This window comes from Cupriavidus sp. WS (assembly GCF_000395345.1).
Taxonomy (GTDB): Bacteria; Pseudomonadota; Gammaproteobacteria; order Burkholderiales; family Burkholderiaceae; genus Cupriavidus; species Cupriavidus basilensis_B.
In genome coordinates this window covers 59,093-76,386 of the sequence record NZ_AQPL01000027.1, presented here as the reverse complement: position 1 = coordinate 76,386, position 17,294 = coordinate 59,093, and the positions used below count along the sequence as shown (strand labels likewise).

Below are 17,294 nucleotides of genomic sequence, written 5' to 3'. Positions count from 1 at the left end.
TCCGGGTGCTTGAGCGCGAACTCCACGGTGGCCTTGAGGTAGCCGAGCTTGCTGCCGCAGTCGTAGCGCACGCCCTTGTAGCGGTAGGCCAGCACCTGTTCCTGGCCGAGCAGCGAGCCGATCGCGTCGGTGAGCTGGTACTCGCCGCCGGCGCCCGGCTTGAGGCTGCGGATATGGTCGAAGATGCGCGGCGTCAGGATGTAGCGGCCGACCACGCCGAGGTTGGAAGGGGCATCCTCGGGCGCGGGCTTTTCGACGATGCCCGAGACCTTGATCACGCCTTCGTCCCATTCGCGGCCGTCGACCACGCCGTAGGAGCGGCTCTGCTCGGGCGCGATTTCTTCCACGCCCAGCACGGAGCAGTTGTAGTGGCCGTACAGGTCCGTCATCTGCTTCATCACGGGCGGGTCGCCGTCGAGCAGGTCGTCGGCCAGCATGACCGCGAACGGTGCGTCGCCGACCAGCTTTTCGGCGCACAGCACGGCGTGGCCGAGCCCGAGCGCCTCGGGCTGGCGCACGTAGAAGAATTCCACGTGCGACGGCTTGATCGAGCGCACCAGCGACAGCAGCGCCTGCTTGTTCTTGGCTTCCAGCTCGGCCTCGAGCTCGTAGGCCTTGTCGAAATGGTCCTCGATGGCGCGCTTGGAGCGCCCGGTCACGAAGATCATTTCGGTGATGCCGGCGGCCATCGCTTCTTCCACCGCGTACTGGATCAGGGGCTTGTCGACCACCGGCAGCATTTCCTTGGGGCTGGCCTTGGTAGCGGGCAAGAAGCGGGTGCCGAGACCGGCTACGGGGAAGACAGCCTTGGTGACACGGGTTTCCATAACAGGTATTCCTTATCGTTTCGGTGTAGACAACCCTGCTGGTGACGCAAAGCTCATGCCGGCAGACGCCCCAGTTGATCCTGGAGCTTGCCCAGTGTCTGTTCGAAATCGGACAGACGCTGGGTTTCCTGCGCGACCACGGCCGGCGGTGCCTTGGCGACGAAGCTCTCGTTGGAAAGCTTGCCGCGGCACTTGCCGATCTCGGCGCTGAGGCGCTCTATTTCCTTGGACAGGCGCGCGCGCTCGGCGGCCACGTCGATCTCGATCTTCAGCAGCAGGCGATTACCGCCGACGATGGCCACCGGCGCGCCGGCGCCTTCCGTCATCAGGGCGTTCTCGTCTTCGAATACCTTCACCTCGGAAAGTTTCGCCAGCGCCTGCACATAGGCCTGGGCCGAGGCCAGGAAGGCGCTGTCGCCCTGCGCGTAGAGCGGGATGCGCTGGGCCGGCGAGATGTTCATCTCGCCGCGCAGGTTGCGGCAGGCGTCGACCACCGCCTTGAGCTGCGCGGTCCACTGCTCGGCGGCCTCGTCGATCTTGGCCACGGCCGGCAGCGGGTAGGCCTGCAGCGCCAGCGTCTCGCTGCCGTCGCCCCTGGCGCGGCCGGCGAGCGGGGCCACCTTCTGCCACAGTTCCTCGGTGATGAAGGGGATGATCGGATGGGCCAGGCGCAGCACCGTCTCCAGCACGCGCAGCAGCGTGCGGCGCGTGGCGCGCTGCTGCGCCGGCGTGCCGTTCTGGATCTGCACCTTGGCCAGTTCGAGGTACCAGTCGCAGTATTCGTCCCACACGAACTTGTAGATGGCGCTGGCGATATTGTCGAAGCGGTATTCGGCGAAGCCCTTTTCCACTTCGCCCTCCACGCGCTGCAGCAGCGACACGATCCAGCGGTCGGCCTGGGAGAAGTCCAGGTAGCCGTCCGGGCCGCAGTCGTTGTTGCACGGGCCCATGCCGCAGTCATGGCCTTCGGTGTTCATCAGCACGAAGCGGGTGGCGTTCCACAGCTTGTTGCAGAAGTTGCGGTAGCCCTCGCAGCGGCCGGTGTCGAAATTGATGTTGCGGCCCAGCGTGGCCAGCGAGGCGAAGGTGAAGCGCAGCGCGTCCGCGCCGAAGGCGGGAATGCCGTCGGGGAATTCCTTGCGGGTCTTCTTCTCGATCTTGGGCGCGTCCTTGGGGCGGCGCAGGCCGGTGGTGCGCTTCTTGAGCAGCGGCTCGAGCTCGATGCCGTCGATCAGGTCCACCGGGTCGAGCGTGTTGCCCTCGGACTTGCTCATCTTCTTGCCTTCCGAGTCGCGCACCAGGCCGTGCACATAAACGGTGTGGAAAGGCACCTTGCCGGTGAAGTGCTTGGTCATCATGACCATGCGCGCCACCCAGAAGAAGATGATGTCGTAGCCGGTGACAAGTGCCGACGACGGCAGGAAGTGCTGCAGTTCGGGCGTCTCGGCGGGCCAGCCGAGCGACGAGAACGGGACCAGCGCGGACGAGAACCAGGTGTCGAGCACGTCGTCCTCGCGGCGCAGCGCGCCGGTGCTGCCGGCGGCCGCTGCCTGCGCGCGCGCGTCTTCCTCGGTGCGCGCGACGAAGCACTTGCCGCTGTCGTCGTACCAGGCCGGGATCTGGTGGCCCCACCAGAGCTGGCGCGAGATGCACCAGTCCTGGATGTTCTCCAGCCACTGGTTGTAGGTGCTGTTCCAGTTCTCCGGGATCAGCTTGATCTCGCCGCCGCGCACGGCCTCGAGCGCCACCTCGGCGATCGAGCGGCCCGGGTAGAAGGTGCCTTCGGGCGCCGGCTTGCTCATGGCGACGAACCACTGGTCGGTCAGCATCGGCTCGATGGCGCTGCCGGTGCGCTCGCTGCGCGGCGTCATCAGCTTGTGCTTCCTGACCTCGGCCAGCAGGCCCTGCGCGTCGAGGTCGTCGACGATGCGCTTGCGCGCGTCGAAGCGGTCCAGCCCGGCGTAGGCCGCCGGCGCGTTGGCGACGATCCTGGCGTCGAGCGTGAGGATGGACAGCTGCGGCAGGCCGTGGCGCTGGCCCACCGCATAGTCGTTGAAGTCATGGCCCGGCGTGACCTTGACCACGCCGGTGCCGAATTCGCGGTCGACGTAGTCGTCGGCGATGACCGGGATGTCGCGGCCGGTCAGCGGCAGGCGCACCGACTTGCCGATCAGGTGCGCATAGCGCTCGTCTTCCGGGTGCACCATCACGGCGACGTCGCCCAGCATGGTTTCCGGGCGGGTGGTGGCCACGGTCAGGTGGGTCAGGCCACGCACGCCGTCGGCTTCGGTGAGCGGATAGCGGATGTGCCACATCGAGCCTTCTTCCTCGACGTTCTCCACTTCCAGGTCGGACACCGCGGTGCCCAGCACCGGGTCCCAGTTGACCAGGCGCTTGCCGCGGTAGATCAGGCCCTGCTCGTACAGGCGCACGAACACTTCGGTGACCGCCTTCGACATCTCCGGCGACATCGTGAAATATTCGTGGCTCCAGTCGATCGAGGCGCCCATGCGGCGGATCTGGCGCGTGATGGTCGAGCCGGACTCTTCCTTCCAGGCCCACACCTTCTCGGTGAACTTCTCGCGGCCGAGCTCGTGGCGCGAGACGCCCTGGGACTCGAGCTGGCGCTCCACCACGATCTGGGTGGCGATGCCGGCGTGGTCGGTGCCGGGCACCCACAGCGTGTTGGCGCCGGACATGCGCGCGTGGCGGGCCAGGCCGTCCATGATGGTCTGGTTGAAGGCATGGCCCATGTGCAGCGTGCCGGTCACATTGGGCGGCGGCAGCTGGATGCAGAAATCGGGGCGGTCCGAGTCTAGGGTCGGCTTCGCGATGCCGCGCTTCTCCCACTCTGGGCCCCACTTGGCCTCAATGGCGGCGGGTTCGAAGCTCTTGGCAAGGGACTGGTCTTGGGCGGTCATGCTCGGGGTGTCGATGATTGCGTCGGATTCTGCGGCCCAGGCGGGCGGGGCAAACGCGCCGGGGAAAACGTCAAATTATAGGGGAGGCGGGATGCCTGCGCGGGAAAAGACCCCGCGCAGGCCGGTTCCGCGCCGTCCCCGGGGCGAGCCGGGACGCCGATCCGGGCGCGATCCGCGGGCACCGGGCCACGATGCCTGCGCAATCCGGGCGCCATTTTGCCGCCGTCCGCGCGCGCTGGGTGGATTTCCGGATACTTCCTGCGAGGGGATCACGTGGCCCGGCGGCCATGTCTGCGGCCCCGCGCGGGCCGGCGCCGGACCACGCCGGGCCGCAGGCACGGGCAATGGAGGCGCCCCGGTATAATTCCCGGCATTCCACAAGGCCTCCCGATGTCCGACCTGCTTGCCAATCTCAACGCCGAACAACTTGCCGCCGTCACCCTGCCTGACGAACCGGCACTGATCCTGGCGGGCGCGGGCAGCGGCAAGACCCGCGTGCTGACCACGCGCATCGCCTGGCTGATCCAGAACGGGCGCGTGTCGCCGGCCGGCCTGCTGGCGGTGACGTTCACCAACAAGGCCGCCAAGGAAATGACCGCGCGGCTCACCGCGATGCTGCCGATCAACACGCGCGGCATGTGGATCGGCACCTTCCACGGCCTGTGCAACCGCATGCTGCGCGCGCATTTCCGCGACGCCGGGCTGCCGCAGACCTTCGCCATCCTCGACAGCCAGGACCAGCTCTCGGCGCTCAAGCGCCTGCTCAAGTCGCTCAACGTGGACGACGAGAAGTACCCGCCCAAGAGCCTGCAGTACTTCATCAACAACGCCAAGGAGCAGGGCCTGCGCCCGGCCGACGTGGAGGCCAACGACGACTTCAACCGCCGCTTCGTCGACCTCTACGCCGCCTACGACCAGCAGTGCCAGCGCGAAGGCGTGGTCGACTTCGCCGAGCTGCTGCTGCGCTGCTACGAGCTGCTGCGCTACCACGACGCTATCCGCCAGCATTACCAGCACCGCTTCCGCCACGTCCTGGTGGACGAGTTCCAGGACACCAACGTGCTGCAGTACCGCTGGCTCAAGCTGCTGGCCGGCTTCGGCACGCCCAACCCGGCCGCGGTGTTCGCGGTGGGCGACGACGACCAGAGCATCTATGCGTTCCGCGGCGCCAACGTGGGCAACATGCGCGATTTCGAGCATGAGTTCCGCGTGCGCCACATGATCAAGCTCGAGCAGAACTACCGCTCGCACGGCCACATCCTCGATTCGGCCAACCACCTGATCGCGCACAACGCGCGCCGCCTGGGCAAGAACCTGCGCACCGACGCCGGCCACGGCGAGCCGGTGCGGGTGTTCCAGGCGGGCTCGGACGGCCAGGAAGCGGCCTGGATGGTGGAGGAGATCCGCGACCTGGTGGCGCAGGGCATGAGCCGCGCGGAGATCGCCATCCTCTACCGCAGCAACGCGCAGTCGCGCGTGATCGAGCACGCGCTGTTCTCGTCGGGCATCCCGTACCGCGTGTACGGCGGCCTGCGCTTCTTCGAGCGCGCCGAAGTCAAGCACGCGCTGGCCTACCTGCAACTGCTGGAGAACCCGCGCAACGACGCCGCCTTCGGGCGCGTGGTGAACTTCCCCGCGCGCGGCATCGGCGCGCGCTCGCTGGAGGCGCTGCAGGACGCCGCGCGCCAGTACGACTGCTCGCTGGCCGAGGCGGTGGCCTACGTGCCCGGCAAGGCCGGCAGCACGCTCGGCGCCTTCGTGCGGCTGATCGAGAAGATGCACGCCGAGACGCGCCGCCTGACGCTGCCGGAGACGGTCGAGTACGTGACCAACACCAGCGGCCTGATCGAGTATTACCGCGGCGAGAAGGAAGGCCAGGACCGCATCGAGAACCTGCAGGAACTGGTGACGGCGGCGCAGGCCTTCGTGATGGAGGAAGGCTACGGCCTGGACGCGCTGGCCAGCGCGATCCCGGTCGGGCGCGACGGCGCGCCGGCAGCGCCGGCGCTGGCCGACGGCGACCAGGCGCAGCAGGTGCTGGACCCCGAGGCGCTGCCGGTGGTGATGACGCCGCTGGTGGCCTTCCTGACCCACGCCTCGCTCGAGGCCGGCGACAACCAGGCGCAGGCCGGCCAGGACGCGGTGCAGATGATGACCGTGCACGCGGCCAAGGGGCTGGAGTTCAACGCGGTGTTTATCACCGGGCTGGAGGAGGGCCTGTTCCCGCACGAGAACAGCGCCAACGAGGCCGACGGGCTGGAGGAAGAGCGCCGCCTGATGTACGTGGCCATCACGCGCGCGCGCGAGCGGCTCTACCTGTCGTTCGCGCAGAGCCGCGTGCTGCACGGGCAGATGCGCTATCACGTGCGCTCGCGCTTCTTCGAGGAGTTGCCCGAGGAAGCGCTCAAATGGCTGCAGCCGCAGGCGCCGTCCTACGGCGCGCAGCGCCGCCAGCAGAGCGAAAGCGGCTGGGGCCGCGACTGGTTCAAGAAGCCCGAGGACGTGCCCTACTCGGGCACGAAGCCCACCGGCGGCATGGATACCGGCAACGGCTACGCCGACGCCAAGCGCGAGGCCGGCTCCGGCCTGCGCATCGGCCAGAGCGTGTTCCACAACAAGTTCGGCGAGGGTGTCATCAAGGCGCTCGAGGGCGACGGCGCCGATGCGCGCGCCAACATCGAGTTCAAGCGCCACGGCGCCAAGTGGCTGGCGCTGTCGGTCGCGAAGCTGGATCCGATCGACTGAAGGCGCGCCGTCATGCCGCGGTGTCGAGGCTGCCGGCCGGGTTTTCCGGTACCACGTTGAAGCAGCCGCGGTAGGTCGCGTAGAACGAGCAGTACATGATCGCCAGCATCAGCAGCGAGTACGGCGTGACCAGGAACGAGAGCAGGGTCTCGGCGCCGAGCGCGCCGAACAGCGCCTCGAGGAAGAACGGAATCGCCACCAGCAGCACCGCGAACACCACCGCGTAGGCCAGGAAGGCGCCGCGGTTGCGCCAGCACGCGGTCCAGCTGAAGAACAGCGCCTTGACCGGCGGCACGTTGTGCCACGCGGTCAGCAGCGGGGCGAACCAGAACATCATGGCGATCGGCGTGTACAGCGCGGCGCCGATCATCAGCGCGAAATACAGCTGGCGCACGGCGTCGGGCGAGGGCGCTTCCTCCTTGAGCAGGATCGGCACCAGCGTGCTGATGTCCACCAGGCTGCCGGCGATCAGGCTCAGCACGAACACCAGCGCGGCGTAGATGCCGCCGAGCACCAGCAGGTTGCGGCTGGCCAGCTTGCCGTTGGCGCGGAATCCCGCCAGCAGCACGGTGGGCAGCACCCGCTTGTTCTGGATCACCTCGCGGCAGGCGGTCATGATGCCGACCGACAGCCCGGGGGTGATCACCAGCAGCGCGATGATGCCGATCAGCGGCACGAACACGGCCAGTTGCGCGGCGATCAGGTAGATGAACAGCAGCATCAGGAAGGCGAGCGGGTTCTTGCGGAACAGCCAGACGCCCTGGCGGAACCAGACATAACCTTCCTTGGCGGAAACTTCCAGTAATTGCATGATGCTCAGGTCCAGGGCAGCGCGGCGGCTTCGATGCGCCGGCGCAGGATGCGTTCGAAATGGGTCGGGTCGTGCGGCTGCAGCATGTCGGCTTCGCGCGGGAGGTAGAAGTCCCACAGGCGCGAGACCCAGAAACGCAGCGCGCCGGCGCGCAGCATGTCGCGCCAGCGTGCCGCCTCGACCGCGCCCAGCGGCCTTACCGCATGATAGGCCCGCAGCAGCGCGCGGGCGCGCGTGTCGTCGAGCGCGCCGCTGGCCAGGTCGATGCACCAGTCGTTGACGGTGACGGCCAGGTCGAACAGCCACTTGTCGTTGCCGGCGAAGTAGAAGTCGAAGAAGCCGCCGAGCTTGTCGTGGCCGTGCCCGTCGGTCTCGAACAGGGCGTTGTCGCGGAACAGGTCGCAGTGGCAGGGGCCGCCCGGCAGCGCGGCGTAGTCGGCGCCGTGGAAGAAGGCGGCCTGGTGCGCCAGTTCCTGCTGCAGCAGCGCGCGCTGGCCGGCATCGAGGAACGGCAGGATCTCGGCCTCGGTCTGCTGCCACCACGGCAGGCTGCGCAGGTTGGGCTGCTGGCGCGGATAGCTCTGGCCGGCCAGGTGCATGCGCGCGAGCATGTCGCCGACCTCGGCGCAGTGCCCGGCCGCGGGCGCGAGCTGCGAGCTGCCCGGCAGGCGCGTGACGATGGTGGCCGGCTTGCCCTTGAGCGCGCGCAGGATCTCGCCGTCGCGGCCCGGCACCGGCGCCGGCACGCGGATGCCGTGCCCGGCCAGGTGGGCCATCAGGTGCAGGTAATACGGCAGCTGCGCGAAGGTCAGCCGCTCGAAGATGGTCAGCACGTACTCGTGCGTGCCATCCTCCCGCTCCGTGGTCAGGAAGAAATTGCTGTTCTCGATGCCCGAGGCGATGCCGCGCAATTCGCGCATTTCGCCCAGGTCGTAGTCAAGGAGCCAACTGGCGATCTCGTCCGGCGAGACCGTGGTGAATACGGCCATACTCTTTGTGTGAATCGAAACGGATGGCGGCGCGCGCAAACGCTTGCGCATCGCCGCGGCGTGGATGCCGGATGTTGCCGGCGCGGCCCCGCCGCGCTGGCCTGGCGGGGTCGTGGGAAATCGGAAAAGCGGTAGCCGGACGCGTCTCCGGGCGCAAGCGCCCGCGGCCGCATGCCGGCGTCATGGCCCGGAGGCCCCGCGCACGGGCCGGATTGTGTCATCCGGCCCGCGCATGGCTCAGAACTGCAGCACGTTGACCGACGGCACGCGGTTCATTTCGCGGTCGCGGATCTTCGGCGAGCTGTCCTCCGGCTTGCTCATCTGGTACTTGGTGCCGACCCCGGACTTGACCTCGATGTCCGTGGCCTGGCCTTTGTTGCGGTACTCCCGGATCTGCGTGCCGTCCGGCTCGTTGAGCTGGAAGCTCGGCTCGCGCGGCTGGTTGAGCTGCGTCTTGGCCGGCGGGGCGATCGGGCTGTTGTTGATCTCGTTGAGCTCTTGCTGGGTCAGCGCGCCGCCGACCTGTTCGGTGCCTTGCTGCGCCAGCGCCGCGAACGGCACGCCGAGCGCCAGCAGGACGGCGGCGGCCAGCATCCGGGCGGATGCCGGGAACGGCTGCTCCGGCGCGCCCGCGCTCGCGGCGGCCAGGAGGGAGGGGGAGGTCATTCAGGGCTCCTGTGCGATCCAGCAATCGGGCATGCTGCATCGCGAATGGCGCTGCAGCCCGGCGGCGCCGGGCTTTGGCAGTGGATCAGGCTTCCATTCTAGCAATTCCTGCCCGCGCCGGGCTCCCGCGGTGATCCGCCGGGCACCCGGGCGCGCGCGCCGGCCTGCCCGTGGCACGGCCGGCGGCATGACAGGCGGCACTACAGGTAGAACATCTCCTCCTTGGGCGGGATCGGGTTGTCGCCGCCGCGCTGCTCGTAGTATTCATATACCGCTTCGAGCACTTCATGCGGCTCGTCGACGATCTTCATCAGGTCGAGGTCGTGCTCGGCGATCAGGCCCATCGGCAGCAGCGTGAAGCGGAACCAGTCGAGCAGGCCCTTCCAGAAGCGGCTGCCGAACAGCACCACCGGCACCGCGCGCGACTTGCCGGTCTGCACCAGGGTCAGCACCTCGGCGAGTTCGTCGAGCGTGCCGAAGCCGCCCGGCATCACGATGAAGGCGTCCGAGTTCTTGACGAAAGTGACCTTGCGCGTGAAGAAGTGGCGAAAGCGCATGGCGATGTCCTGGTACGGATTGCCCTGCTGTTCGTGCGGCAGCTCGATGTTCAGGCCGACGCTGGCCGACTTGCCGGCGTGGGCGCCCTTGTTGGCGGCTTCCATGATGCCGGGGCCGCCGCCCGAGATCACGGCGAAGCCGGCGTCCGAGAACAGGCGCGCGATCTCGATGGTGCGCTGGTAGTACGGCGAATCCTCGCGCAGGCGCGCGCTGCCGTAGATCGACACCGCCGGGCGGATCTCCGAGAGGTACTCGGTCGCCTCGATGAACTCTGCCATAATCGTGAACATTTGCCACGAAGCGCGTGCTTTCTTTGCGGTGGCGCGGTCTTCGTCGGCCAGCGCGCGCAGGCTGGGAATCATCTTGCGCGGGTTGGCGCGGATGCCGGCGGCGGGGGACGTATCTCCGGGGCCCTCGGCAGCGGCGCTGACCGTCACGTTCACATCCATATCGGCCGCGGTGGTCATGCTGCCCTGCGCGGCCTGCTTGAGTGCCGCGGCCGGTTCGGCGGCGCCTGCCGCGTCCGAGCGGGGAGCGGCGTTCGCACCGCCTGCGGCGGCACCAGTCAATTTTGAGTCCATGGGAATGTCGGATAGTCCAAAAACACTCTTGCTCGTCGATGGGTCGAGCTATTTGTATCGCGCGTATCACGCCCTGCCGGACCTGAGGAACGCGGAGGGGCTGCCCACAGGGGCAATCTACGGCATGATCAATATGCTGCGCAAGCTGCGCAACGATTTTCCGGCAGAGTATAGCGCCTGCGTGTTCGACGCCAAGGGCAAGACCTTCCGCGACGATCTCTACCCCGCCTACAAGGAGCATCGCCCCTCGATGCCCGAGGATCTGGCCAGGCAGATCGAGCCGATCCACGACGCGGTGCGCGCGCTAGGCTGGCCCATCGTGGTGGTGGACGGCGTGGAGGCCGACGACGTGATCGGCACGCTGGCGCGCCAGGCCACCGCCGAGGGCATGCGCACGGTGGTCTCCACCGGCGACAAGGACCTCGCGCAACTGGTGGACGAGCATGTCACGCTGGTCAACACCATGAGCGGCGAGGTGCTCGACCCGCCCGGCGTGGTGGCCAAGTTCGGCGTGCCGCCGCAGCGCATCGTCGACTATCTCTCGCTGATCGGCGACGCGGTGGACAACGTGCCCGGCGTGCCCAAGGTGGGGCCCAAGACCGCGGTCAAGTGGCTGACCGAATACGGCACGCTCGACGACATCATGGCCAATGCCGCCGGCATCAAGGGCGTGGTCGGCGAGAACCTGCGCAACACGCTGGCGTGGCTGCCCAGGGCGCGCGAGCTGGTGACGGTCAAGACCGACTGCGACCTGACGGCCGCGCTGGGCGATTTCCACCATCTCAAGGACGCCGGCGAGGACAGGGAGAAGCTGGTCGAGTTCTTCTCGCGCTACGGCTTCAAGACCTGGCTGCGCGAAGCCACCGGCGAGAGCCTGCCCGATCCGCGCGCCCAGGCGCGCGCGCGCGCCGGCGAGCCGCTGCCGCAGGGTAGCGCGCAGGGGAATGGCCCGGCCGCCGGCCCGGCCCAGGGCGGGCTGTTCGATGCCGCACCGGCGCAGATCCGCTACGAAGCCATCACCACCGAGGCCGAGCTGGAAGTATTCATGCGCCGCGTGGAAGCCGCGCCGCTGGTGGCCATCGACACCGAGACCACTTCGCTCGACCCGATGCAGGCGCAGATGGTCGGCATCTCGATGTCGATCGAGCCGGGCGAGGCGGTCTATATCCCGGTGGCCCACGCCGGCCCCGACGTGGTGGGCCTGGAAGGGCGCGGCCAGTTGTCGCGCGAGTTCGTGCTCGGGCGCATGCGCGCGTGGCTCGAAGACCCGTCGCGCGCCAAGCTCGGCCAGCATCTCAAGTACGACGTGCACGTGTTCGCCAACCACGGCGTGGCGCTGCGCGGCGTCGCGCACGACACCATGCTGCAGAGCTACGTGCTGGCCTCGCACCGCAACCACGGCATGGACAGCCTGGCCGAGCGCCTGCTCGGCCTCAAGACCATCACCTACGAGGAAGTGTGCGGCAAGGGCGTGAACCAGATCTGCTTCGACCAGATCGACATCGCGCGCGCCACCGAGTACGCCGCCGAGGATGCCGACGTCACGCTGCGCCTGCACCGCAACATGTACCCGCAGCTCGAGGCGCTGGACAAGCTGCTCTACGTCTACGAGAAGATCGAGATGCCGGTCTCGGTGGTGCTGCAGAAGATCGAGCGCAACGGCGTGCTGATCGACGCCGGGCGCCTGGCCGCGCAGAGCGCGCAGCTCGGCCAGCGCATGCTGGAGCTCGAGCAGGCCGCCTACGACGCGGCCGGCCAGCCGTTCAACCTCGGCTCGCCCAAGCAGATCGGCGAGATCCTGTTCGGCCAGATGAAGCTGCCGGTGGTCAAGAAGACCGCCAGCGGCGCGCCCTCCACCGACGAAGAGGTGCTGCAGAAGCTGGCCGAGGACTATCCGCTGCCCAAGCTGCTGCTGGACTACCGCGGCCTGTCCAAGCTCAAGTCCACCTATACCGACAAGCTGCCCAAGATGGTCAACGCGGCCACCGGGCGCGTGCACACCAGCTACGGGCAGGCCACCGCGGTGACGGGGCGCCTGGCCTCGACCGACCCCAACCTGCAGAATATCCCGGTGCGCACCGAGGAAGGCCGCCGCATCCGCGAGGCGTTCATCGCCGGCCCCGGCAACGTGATCGTCTCGGCCGACTACTCGCAGATCGAGCTGCGCATCATGGCCCATATCTCGGGCGACGAGAACCTGACGCGCGCGTTCGCCGAGGGCGCGGACGTGCACCGCGCCACCGCCGCGGAAATCTTCGGCGTGGACCCGGCCGCGGTCAGCAGCGAGCAGCGCCGCTACGCCAAGGTCATCAACTTCGGCCTGATCTACGGCATGAGCGCGTTCGGCCTGGCCAGCAATCTCGGCATCGAGCGCGAGGCCGCGCGGCACTACATCGACCGCTATTTCATGCGCTATCCGGGCGTGGCGCACTACATGGAAGAGACGCGCCAGACCGCGCGCGAGCAGGGCTTCGTCGAGACCGTGTTCGGCCGCCGCCTGTGGCTGCCGGACATCAACGGCGGCAACGGCCCGCGCCGCCAGGGCGCCGAGCGCGCGGCCATCAACGCGCCGATGCAGGGCACCGCGGCCGACCTCATCAAGCTGTCGATGATCGCCGTGCAGGACTGGCTCGAGGCGGACCGGCTCGGCACGCGCCAGATCATGCAGGTGCACGACGAACTGGTGCTGGAAGTCCCCGAGGCGGAGCTGGCGCTGGTCAAGGTCAGGCTGCCGGAGCTGATGTGCAACGTGGCGAAGCTGCGCGTGCCGCTGGTGGCCGAAGTGGGCAGCGGCAGCAACTGGGAAGAAGCGCACTGAGCGCCGGGCCCGCCCACGCGCGCCGCCGTGCCTGCATCCGGTTTCGATTGAAGCGACCGCTGAATCGGTGAATGGCGGCTTGCCAGTCCTGCTGCCGTGCAGCAGACTGGCGCCAAGGCCCGGCCGGTCCGCGCGCACCGGCCGGGCAACAAGCCTATCGACGACACTGGGTAGATCATGAGTACAGAGGCAAGGGCGCATCGCATCATCGTGGTCGGCGGTGGCGCGGGCGGGCTGGAACTGGTCACGCGGCTGGGCGACAAGCTCGGCAAGAGCGGGGCCGCGCAGGTGGTGCTGGTGGACCGCTCGCCGACCCACATCTGGAAGCCGCTGCTGCATGAAGTCGCCGCCGGCAGCATGGACCCCAACACCCACCAGCTCGAATACGTGGCGCAGGCGCGCTGGCACGACTTCGAGTTCCAGCAGGGCGAGCTGACCGGCATCGACCGCGCCCGCAAGACCATCTCGGTGGCCGCCTGCGTCGACCTCGACGGCATGGAGCTGCTGCCCGCGCGCGAGCTGCCCTACGACACGCTGGTGCTGGCGATCGGCTGCGTCACGCATTTCTTCGGCGTGCCGGGCGCCGCCGCCAACGCCATCGCGCTCGACACCGTGGCGCAGGCCGAACGCTTCCGCCGCCGCCTGATCGCGGCCTGCGTGCGCGCGCAGAACGGCGGCGGGCGCGTCGGCGCGGACGGGCGGCCGTGCGTGGACGTGGCCATCATCGGCGCCGGCGCCACCGGCGTGGAACTGTCGGCGGAACTGCGCAACACCGCGCACGTGCTGAGCGCCTACGGCCTGCACCAGCTCGACCCGCGCCGCGACGTGCGCATCCACGTGATCGAGGCCGGCCCGCGCATCCTGCCGGCGCTGTCCGAGCGCGTCTCCACCGAGACCACCAAGCTGCTGCACAAGCTCGGCATCGACGTCTTCACCGCCGAGCGCGTCACCGAGGTCACCACGGACGCGGTGCTGACCGCCAGCGGCAAGCGCATCGACGCCGACCTGACGGTGTGGGCGGCCGGCATCACCGCGCCGCCGGTGCTGGCTACGCTCGGCCTGCCGGTCAGCCGCATGGGGCAGATCGTGGTGGGGCCCACGCTGCAGAGCGAGACCGATCCGGACATCTTCGCCTTCGGCGACTGCGCCAGTTGCCCGTGGCCGGAGAAGCAGGGCACGGTGCCGCCGCGCGCCCAGGCCGCGCACCAGCAGGCCACCTTCCTCTATGGCGCGCTGTGCGCGCGCCTGGCCGGCAAGCCGCTGCCGGCGTTCCAGTTCAAGGACCTGGGCTCGCTGGTGTCGCTCGGGCATTTCAGCGCGGTGGGCAGCCTGATGGGCGGGCTGATCGGCGGCTCGATGTTCATCGAGGGGCTGATGGCGCGCGTGATGTACACCTCGCTGTACCGCATGCACGTGCTGGCGCTGCACGGCGCCGTGCGCATGGCGCTCGATACCGTGACCCACTGGCTGCGCAGCAAGACCAGCCCGCGCGTGAAGCTGCACTGAGGGTTGAGAGCAGGGTGGGGCAGGGCGCACGGCTCCGGCGTGCGCGGTACGCCATGTTTGCTTAGAATCGGTCTCCCCAACCCGCCAAGCAGGAGACCTCATGCTGAAGCCTGAAGTGGAAAGCCTCGTACCCGGACAGTCCTTCGACCGCCGGGCGTTCGTCAAGACCGCGCTGGGCTCGGCATTCGCCGCCGCTGTCCTGCCGGTGTCGGCGCAGACCATCAAGACCGACTTCGCCGGGCTCACCGCCGGCGAAGTCACCATCGCCTCGAGCGGCTTCAACATGCCGGCCTACCGCGCCCAGCCCGAAGGCAAGACCAACCTGCCGGTGGTGCTGGTGGTGAGCGAGATTTTCGGCGTGCACGAGCATATCGCCGACATCTGCCGGCGCTTCGCCAAGCTGGGCTACCTGGCCATCGCGCCCGAGCTGTTCGCGCGCCAGGGCGACCCGAACAGCTTCGGCACCTTGCAGGAATTGCAGACCCAGTTGATCGCCAAGGTGCCGGACGCGCAGGTGCTGGGCGACCTCGACGCCGCCGCGGCGTGGGCCTTCGCCAATGGCGGCGACGCCGGCCGGCTGGCCATCACCGGCTTTTGCTGGGGCGGGCGCGTCGCCTGGCTGTACGCCGCGCGCAACCGGCAGCTCAAGGCCGCCGTGGCCTGGTACGGTCAGCTGGTGGGCGAGCCCAGCGCGCTCAAGCCGCGCAACCCGGTCGACGTGGCCGGCGAGCTCAAGGTGCCGGTGCTGGGCCTGTACGGCGCCAAGGACACCGGCATCACGCAGGAGCACGTGGCGCGGATGAAGGCGGCGCTGGCCGCCGCGGACAATGCCAACGCCCGCGCGTCCGTGTTCGTGGTGTATCCGGATGCCGGTCATGCGTTCAACGCCGACTACCGGCCGAGCTACGTCGCCGCGGACGCCAAGGACGGCTGGCAGCGCTGCCTGGCGTGGTTCAGGCAGCACGGCGTGTAATCGCATGTAATTGCGCGTAATCACGCGCAGGGGTGGCCGGCGGACGCGGCATTTGCAAAGTCGGCGCCAATCTACGTACAATGCGGGCTTCGTTTCTTGCAACACTGTTGCGTTTGAGGCCGGTGCCGCTCCCCGTGGGGCGCATCGCCGGTCCCGGGAGCCCATCATCGATTCCACCCTTGCCTACATCCTGCTGGCCGCCACCATCTCCGGGGTGGGCAGTATCTTCGGAGCGGCGCTGCTGTCGCTGACGGTGGCCTCGCGCGTGGTGGAGCGCATGGTGAGCTTCTCGGTCGGGGTGCTGCTGGCCACCGCGCTGCTGCATTCGCTGCCGGAGGCGTTCGAGTCGGGCGCCGATCCGCGCGCGCTGTTCGGTACGCTGCTGGCCGGCCTGCTGGGCTTCTTCCTGCTGGAAAAGATCGCGCTGCTGCGCCACTCGCACCACCACGAGGGCGACGGGCACCATCACCACCACGGCCACGACCGCGAGGAAGCCGGGCGCAGCGGTCTGACCATCCTGGTCGGCGACACCTTCCACAATTTCGCCGACGGCATCGTGATCGCGGCCGCCTTCCTGGCCGATCCGCACATCGGCCTGGTCACGGCGCTGGCCATCGCCGCGCACGAGATCCCGCAGGAAGTGGGCGACTTCATCGTGCTGCTCAATGCGGGTTTCTCGAAGGTGCGCGCGTTCGCCTTTAACCTGCTGTCGAGCCTGGCGGCCATCGCCGGCGGGCTGGTCGGGTACTACCTGCTCGACCAGATGAGCGGCTGGATTCCCTACGTGCTGGTGATCGCCTCGAGCAGCTTCGTCTACATCGCCGTGAGCGACCTGATGCCGCAGATGCAGCGCAAGCCGCGCTGGCGCGAGTCGATCATCCAGATGGTGCTGGTGGCGGCCGGGATCGGCGCCATCTTCTTCATCACCAACGGTGTGCACGAAGGCCACGGCCACGGCCGCGCGCACGCGGCGGCGGCCGGCAAGTAAGCCGCGCGGGCCGCGCGCGGGGCGCTAGGCGCCGCTGGCCACCGGCCGCGCCGGGTCGGCGCACCATTCGCTCCAGGAGCCCGGGTACAGGGCGGCGCCGCGCAGGCCCGCCACTTCCAGCGCCAGCAGGTTGTGGCAGGCGGTCACGCCGGAGCCGCACTGCATGATGGCGGCGCTGGCCGGGGTGGCGCCCAGCACCTGGGCGAATTCCTCGCGCAGCGTGGCCGCCGGCTTGAAGCTGCCGTCGGCCCGCAGGTTGTCCTTGAAGAAGCGGTTGGCCGCGCCGGGAATGTGCCCGCCGACCGGGTCCAGCGTCTCGTTCTCGCCGCGGAAGCGGTCGGGCGCGCGCGCGTCCACCACCAGCCGGCGCGGCGCGTCCAGGTTGGCGAGCACCAGGTCCGCATCCACCGTGGCCACCAGCGAGGCCTTGCGCGTGAAGTCGCCGGGCGTCTCCGGCTCGGGCGCGGTGCCCGCTTCCAGCGGCAGGCCGGCCGCCACCCACGCATTCCTGCCGCCGTCCAGCACCGCCACGGCCTCGTGGCCCAGCCAGCGCAGCAGCCACCACAGGCGCGCCGCAAACATGCCGCCCTGGGCATCGTAGGCCACCACCTGGCTGCCGGTGCCGACACCGAGCGCGCGCAGGCGCGCGGTCAGCGTGTCGGGGTCGGGCAGCGGGTGGCGGCCGTTGCTGCCGGTCTTGGCGCCGGACAGTTCGTTGTCCAGGTGCAGGTAGAACGCGCCCGGCAGGTGGCCGGCGTGGTAAGCCTCGCGGCCGGCGGCCGGGTTTGCCAGGTCGAAGGTGCAGTCGATCACGACGCCGTGGCGGCCGCTGCCTTCGCGCAGCGCGCGCAGGTCCTGGCAGGAAATCAGGGTGGTGAACATGGAATGGCCTCTGGTTGGAAATGCACAGG

12 protein-coding genes are annotated in these 17,294 nt (G+C 68.8%); 5 read left to right on the top strand and 7 right to left on the bottom strand.

The features are described 5' to 3' along the window. Positions 1-827: UTP--glucose-1-phosphate uridylyltransferase GalU (gene galU, locus K206_RS0102870; protein WP_020423640.1), on the bottom strand; the 827-nt coding region annotated here is incomplete at its 3' end. 53 nt (positions 828-880) lie between these two features. After that, positions 881-3,748 carry a valine--tRNA ligase gene (locus K206_RS0102865; RefSeq protein ID WP_020200898.1) on the bottom strand — a complete coding sequence of 956 codons (2,868 nt, stop codon included), beginning with the start codon at positions 3,746-3,748 and terminating at the stop codon, positions 881-883. A gap of 390 nt (positions 3,749-4,138) precedes the next feature. Here K206_RS0102865 and K206_RS0102860 point away from each other — a divergent pair, with 390 nt between their 5' ends. Continuing rightward, entirely contained in the window at positions 4,139-6,493 is a 2,355-nt protein-coding gene (locus K206_RS0102860) for a UvrD-helicase domain-containing protein (protein WP_020200897.1), read from the top strand. A 10-nt stretch (positions 6,494-6,503) separates the two neighbouring features. On the opposite strand, the gene K206_RS0102855 is transcribed toward K206_RS0102860, so the two are convergent. The 4 genes from K206_RS0102855 to K206_RS0102840 form a co-directional block, all read right to left on the bottom strand. After that, entirely contained in the window at positions 6,504-7,304 is an 801-nt protein-coding gene (locus K206_RS0102855; RefSeq protein ID WP_020200896.1) for a BPSS1780 family membrane protein, read from the bottom strand. Positions 7,305-7,309: 5 nt separating this feature from the next. Continuing rightward, the gene (locus K206_RS0102850; protein WP_020200895.1) at positions 7,310-8,293 is read right to left on the bottom strand and encodes a homoserine kinase; all 984 of its coding nucleotides are present in this window, start codon (positions 8,291-8,293) and stop codon (positions 7,310-7,312) included. Positions 8,294-8,530: 237 nt separating this feature from the next. Next, positions 8,531-8,959 carry a DUF2782 domain-containing protein gene (locus K206_RS0102845; protein WP_029043170.1) on the bottom strand — a complete coding sequence of 143 codons (429 nt, stop codon included), beginning with the start codon at positions 8,957-8,959 and terminating at the stop codon, positions 8,531-8,533. 200 nt (positions 8,960-9,159) lie between these two features. Next, positions 9,160-10,098 carry a TIGR00730 family Rossman fold protein gene (locus K206_RS0102840; RefSeq protein ID WP_081651299.1) on the bottom strand — a complete coding sequence of 313 codons (939 nt, stop codon included), beginning with the start codon at positions 10,096-10,098 and terminating at the stop codon, positions 9,160-9,162. 4 nt (positions 10,099-10,102) lie between these two features. Between K206_RS0102840 and polA the strand changes: the two genes are divergently transcribed. The 4 genes from polA to K206_RS0102820 all read left to right on the top strand — a co-directional run bounded on the left by polA (position 10,103) and on the right by K206_RS0102820 (position 16,383). Further along, on the top strand, positions 10,103-12,916 hold the full coding sequence (gene polA / locus K206_RS0102835) for a DNA polymerase I (protein ID WP_029043168.1): 2,814 nt from the start codon (positions 10,103-10,105) through the stop codon (positions 12,914-12,916). Between the two features lie 177 nt (positions 12,917-13,093). Continuing rightward, positions 13,094-14,422, top strand: a complete 1,329-nt coding sequence (locus K206_RS0102830) for an NAD(P)/FAD-dependent oxidoreductase (RefSeq protein WP_029043167.1) — start codon at positions 13,094-13,096, stop codon at positions 14,420-14,422. A gap of 100 nt (positions 14,423-14,522) precedes the next feature. Beyond that, positions 14,523-15,395, top strand: a complete 873-nt coding sequence (locus tag K206_RS0102825; RefSeq protein ID WP_020200890.1) for a dienelactone hydrolase family protein — start codon at positions 14,523-14,525, stop codon at positions 15,393-15,395. Between the two features lie 205 nt (positions 15,396-15,600). Continuing rightward, positions 15,601-16,383, top strand: a complete 783-nt coding sequence (locus K206_RS0102820; protein ID WP_369796860.1) for a ZIP family metal transporter — start codon at positions 15,601-15,603, stop codon at positions 16,381-16,383. A gap of 24 nt (positions 16,384-16,407) precedes the next feature. On the opposite strand, the gene K206_RS0102815 is transcribed toward K206_RS0102820, so the two are convergent. Then, on the bottom strand, positions 16,408-17,265 hold the full coding sequence (locus tag K206_RS0102815; protein ID WP_020200888.1) for a sulfurtransferase: 858 nt from the start codon (positions 17,263-17,265) through the stop codon (positions 16,408-16,410). Positions 17,266-17,294 lie beyond the last annotated feature (29 nt).